This window comes from Cloacibacillus sp. An23 (assembly GCF_002159945.1).
Lineage (GTDB): Bacteria > Synergistota > Synergistia > Synergistales > Synergistaceae > Caccocola.
Genome location: NZ_NFJQ01000020.1, coordinates 1 through 5,096, shown reverse-complemented (window position 1 = coordinate 5,096; position 5,096 = coordinate 1). Strand labels below are relative to the sequence as shown.

General features: G+C 55.7%; 3 protein-coding genes. 1 reads left to right on the top strand and 2 read right to left on the bottom strand.

Features of this window, described 5'->3' with window-relative positions; all coding sequences use genetic code 11:
* The coding region (locus B5F39_RS13800) for a hypothetical protein (RefSeq protein WP_143330771.1) at positions 1-728 on the bottom strand (728 nt) is incomplete at its 3' end.
* A gap of 247 nt (positions 729-975) precedes the next feature.
* Positions 976-2,367: a hypothetical protein gene (locus tag B5F39_RS13795; protein ID WP_087368701.1), complete on the bottom strand. Its 1,392-nt coding sequence runs from the start codon at positions 2,365-2,367 to the stop codon at positions 976-978.
* A 545-nt stretch (positions 2,368-2,912) separates the two neighbouring features.
* Here B5F39_RS13795 and thrS point away from each other — a divergent pair.
* Complete coding sequence (gene thrS, locus B5F39_RS13790; protein ID WP_087368699.1) at positions 2,913-4,802, top strand: threonine--tRNA ligase; 1,890 nt, start codon at positions 2,913-2,915, stop codon at positions 4,800-4,802.
* The last annotated feature ends 294 nt before the right edge of the window (positions 4,803-5,096 follow it).

Here is a 5,096-nt window from a genome sequence, read left to right as displayed (position 1 = left end):
TCGTCCTTGATGGCGTCGAGGCGCGCCTGCTCGGATGATTCGTCCTTACGGAGATTCTCGAGACGCTTGATAAGGCGGTCCGTCTCGATACGCGCCGCCGTCGTCCCCTGGTAGAGCTTCGACGGGTCGTCGCGCGACACGTCCCACTGGAAACGCGTAGGATTGCCGCGCGTTATCGTCGGCGCGACGGTGCCGCGGATTTCCAGCGTCACGCTGTTCACTCCCTCAAGCAGATCCTTGCCCGTCTTCTCGTCATAGCGCGGGAAATAGACGAGCCCCTCCTTCTTTCCTTGAAACGCGAAATTAAACCGCTTGTCGTAATCGACAGGCTTATAGCGCTTGTTCTTGATTATCAGGCTCACCATGATGTCGAACGGCCCGGGGTGCATCGTCTCTGCGTTGTTGTCAAACTCTATCTGTATAGGTATCATCTCTTCGAGCCGCAGCGCCTTGAGGAATTTAAATTTATAATCCTCCGTCTCCTGCTCCGTCCAGAGATTTTTTCCCGCCTCGCTCTGCACGTAAGCCTCGATAAACTCAGCCGAATAATACGTCGCGCGCATCGTCAGATTGCTTATATCGTCGTCTCCGATATATTTCCTCGACTTCTGCCACCTATCGAGCACCCGGTCGAACTGAGCAGCCGCAAAGCTCTGCGCCGCGAAGCCGCCGACAAAAACCGCGATGACGAGCAAAGGAATGAGCGTTTTTAGTAATCTTCTCTTCAAAATATTTCCTCCTAGGTATAAAAATCTAAAATTTTATATATTTTTTACAGCCTCCGTTCAAACACAAGGCTGGCTGAATATTTGCTTTCTTTCGTTTATGATAACTTGAATGATAATGCCGGGCGACTCTCAGAAAACGCCTTTTCTGTGTAACGTATGTGTAACAACTGCTTTCGCAATTAACAAAACAGAGGCCCGAAGGCCTCTGTTTTGTTGTGTTGATGTTGTATTCAGTACAGGAGTCGGGTTAGAAATTGATCGACGTACGGAACTGGAAGACGTGGTCGGCGTCGCTGTAGCCGGCGATATTGTCGTCTCCGTAGTCCACATGGTCGTAGGCGAGGCGGAACGCGATGGCCGGCGTGTACTGATAGGTTACGCCGATGCCGAAGTTCTGCGCGTCGTCGAGCCAGTCGGTGTCATAGTCGACCATTCTGTACTGCAGATAGCTGCTCCACTTGTCATTCCACTTCTGCTCGGCCCTTACGTAGAAGAGCTTCGAGGTGCCTTCGGGGTCAGCGTACTCGAAGTTATCCATGATGGAGGCGCCGGTCGCGGAATCGGCTTCCCAGCTGTAAGGATCGTTGGGGCCGAAGAAAGTGTTGTCTATCTGCATGTACTCAAAGCGCAGAGCCGTGAACTTCAGGAGATCCTGCTTGAGGTCGAGGATGACCTTCCAAGCCTGCGGGCTGTCTTCACTGCCCAGCGTGGCGTAGGCGTTTCCGTTGACCGTCGGATTGTCGAGATCCTGGAAGTAGTAAGCGGCCTGGAGCGCGATGGCGGGCGTGAAGTTGTATCCGGCGTAGACGCTGTAAGTCTGCACGTCGCCGTAGTCGCCCTCTCCCCTACTATTGCTCACATAGTCAACGTCGCCGTCCTCGGCGAGCCACACGCCGTTGACTCCGAGGAAGAAGTTCTCCGACGGCTGCCAGGTGAGGTCGAGGGCGTAGGTCATGTAGTTGTTCATCACATTTTCAACAACTTCATTGTCGGACTCGTCGTAAGTAAGGGAAGACCAGCCGCCCGGCTCGAATCCGGCGTTGCGGCCTATGATGGCCTTCGCCTGGAAGTTCGTCCAAGACTTCTGGAGCATGAAACCGTCTACGCGGTAGTCGCCGTAGATAGGCTCGTTATCGACATAGAGTCCGTGGTCGTCTTCAAAGTCGAGGAAGAAACGTCCGACGCGGAAGTTGATATCCCACGGAAGGACGGTGTCGACCCAGACCTGACGAAGGTTGAACTGGGTGACGTCGCCGTAGCCGCTCGTGCCCGCGCCCGCGGATTCAGAACCGGCGCGGAACTGAGCGTAGAAGCTCGTCGTTTCGCTTATCTGCTTCTGGAGAGTGAAGCGGATACGGTCCTTCTGGAAGTCGTTGTCGTGACGGCCTTCGGTGTAATTGCTGCTCTCCTGGTCGCCGCCCGCGAAGTTCGCGTCGAACCAGAACTGTCCGCCTATCTTCCATCCGCCGAGGTTGTCCTCGAGCACCGCGACGCGCTTGTCGAGGGAATCGACCTTCACGCCGAGGGCGTCGAGCTCATCCTTGAATTCCATGACGAGCTTCTTGAGGAGTTCCATATCCTGCTTGCTGGCCTTCTCCGCGTCAACCGTCACGAGAGCGCGCGCAACTATCGACGCCATCTCATAACGAGTCGCGGGCTGGGCACCCTTGAATGCGATTTACAGCTTTTTGCTAATCTTTTTGATATGTTTATATACTTTAGGCATTCTAATTCATTGGCATATAGTATTTTCTATATGCTTTATGCTGACTATATCATCCTGTTTTTCGCACATTGTTACACAGGCGTTATACAAACTGGTGTATCCAGTATGCTGTCCGTGTATTCAATCCCATGCGCACATGCCTTGACAAAAGCGCGCTGCGGCTGTATAAAATCAAAAGTTGTGAACATTGCGCGATGATGGGGAGAGTATGGGCCGCGCGCCGTGACAGAGAGGGAATCCCGCTTTTGCGGAGCTGGAAGATTTCTCGCGGACAAGCCAGGAAGACCACCCCAGAGCGGACGCCGAAGCCGCATAGGCGGATAAGACGCCGGGGAGCGCCCCTTACAGCGCGCGAGAGGGCTTCCGTATGGAAGCTGAATCGGAGTGGAACCGCGGAATTTCAGGCCGCCTCTGAGCAATCGGAGGCGGCTTTTCATTTACAGTAAGGAGGAAGAAACATGGCACATTTTACAACGCCGGAGGGAAAGCACTATGAGGCGGAGCACGCGACGGTGCGCGAGCTGCTCGATCAGTGGCATCTTAAAAAGGCGATTGGCATGACGGTCGGCGGCGAGGTCGTCGACTGCGACAAAGTTTTCACGGAGGATACTGAGTTCACGCCGCTGTTCCCTGACTGTGAGCAGGGGCTCGACCTTCTGCGCCACTCTACGGCGCACCTGCTTGCGCATGCGGTGCTGCGCCTGTGGCCCGGCGCGAAGTTCGGCATCGGCCCGGCGATAAAGGACGGATTCTACTACGACATTCGTTTCCCGCAGCCGATATCAGACGACGACCTCCCGAAGATAGAGGCCGAGATGCGCCGCATATCGCAGGAGAAAATCCCGCTCGTGCGCAGTGAGCTGTCGAAGGACGAGGCGGTCAAAAAGTTCTCTGAAATGGGCGAGGATCTCAAGGTCGAGCTTATTGAGGGCATTGAGGGCGAAACGCTCTCGACCTACACGGAGGGCGACTTCACGGACTTCTGCCGCGGCCCGCACGTCCCGCACACGGGATGCTGCAAATTCTTCAAGCTGCTGTCGCTCGCCGGCGCGTACTGGCACGGCGACGAAAACAACGAAATGCTGACGCGCGTCTACGGCACGGCCTTCGGCAGCGAGGACGAGCTGAAAGCCTACCTCAAACGTCTTGAGGAGGCTAAGGCGCGCGACCACCGCAAGCTTGGCAGGGAGCTGGACCTCTTCAGTCTCCATCCCGAAGGCCCAGGCTTCCCCTTCTTCCACCCGAAGGGCATGGTCATCATGAACACGCTCCAGGCCCTCTGGCGCAAGGAGCACACGAAACGCGGCTACGTCGAGATAAAGACGCCGATGATCCTCGACCGCGCGCTCTGGCTGCGCTCCGGTCACTGGGATCACTACAAGGAGAACATGTACTTCACCGAGATAGACGGTGAGCCGTTCGCGATAAAGCCGATGAACTGCCCGGGCGGCATACTCGTCTATAAGAACGACATCCACAGCTACCGCGAGCTCCCGATGCGCGTCGGCGAGCTCGGCTTCGTCCACCGCCACGAGCGCTCTGGCGCGCTCCACGGCCTCATGCGCGTGCGCGCCTTCACGCAGGACGACGCGCACATCTTCTGCACGCCGGAGCAGATAAAGGACGAGATAAAGGCGATAATGGAGCTTGACCGCTACTTCTATCAGGACGTATTCGGCTTCAAATACCACGTGGAGCTCTCGACGCGCCCCGAAGATTCCATGGGCGACCCAAAACTCTGGGACCTCGCCGAGCAGTGCCTTAAAGAGGCCCTCGAAGAGACTGGAACCGAATACAAACTCAACCCAGGAGACGGCGCGTTCTACGGCCCGAAGATAGACTTCCATCTCGAAGACTGCATCGGGCGCACATGGCAGTGCGGCACGATACAGCTCGACTTCCAGATGCCCGAAAAGTTCGACATGACCTACATCGGCAAAGACGGCGCGGAGCACCGCCCCGTCATGCTGCACCGCACGGTACTCGGCAGCCTCGAACGCTTCATGGGCATACTCATCGAGAACTACGCCGGCGCGTTCCCCTTCTGGCTCGCGCCGGTACAGGCGCGCCTGCTGCCCGTGGCGCAGGACTATATCCCCTACGCGGAAGAGACCGCCGCGAAACTGCGCGAGGCCGGCATCCGCGTCGAGATAGACCAGCGCGACGAAAAACTCGGCAAAAAAATCCGCGACGCGCAGCTCCAGAAAATCCCCTACATGCTCGTAATCGGCGCTAAAGAAGCCGAAAACGGCACCGTCGCGGTGCGCGAGCGCTCAAAAGGCGACATGGGCTCGATGACTTTCGACGAATTCATCGCGCAGACAAAGACCGAATACAACCCGCTTTAAACAAAAACAAACGACCTACAAAAACACCGGCGAGACACAAAAGCGCCGGTGTTTTTCGTATCCCGGCACGCTACGCATACCAGGCAAAAACCGCCAGCGTATAACGCTTGTGTAACAATGTGCGAAAAACAGGACGATATAGTCAGCATAAAGCATATAGAAAATACTATATGTTAATGAATTAGAATGCCTAAAGTATATAAACATATCAAAAAGATTAGCAAAAAGCTGTAAATCGCATTCAAGGGTGCCCAGCCGGCGACTCGTTATGAGATGGCGTCGATAGTGGCGCGC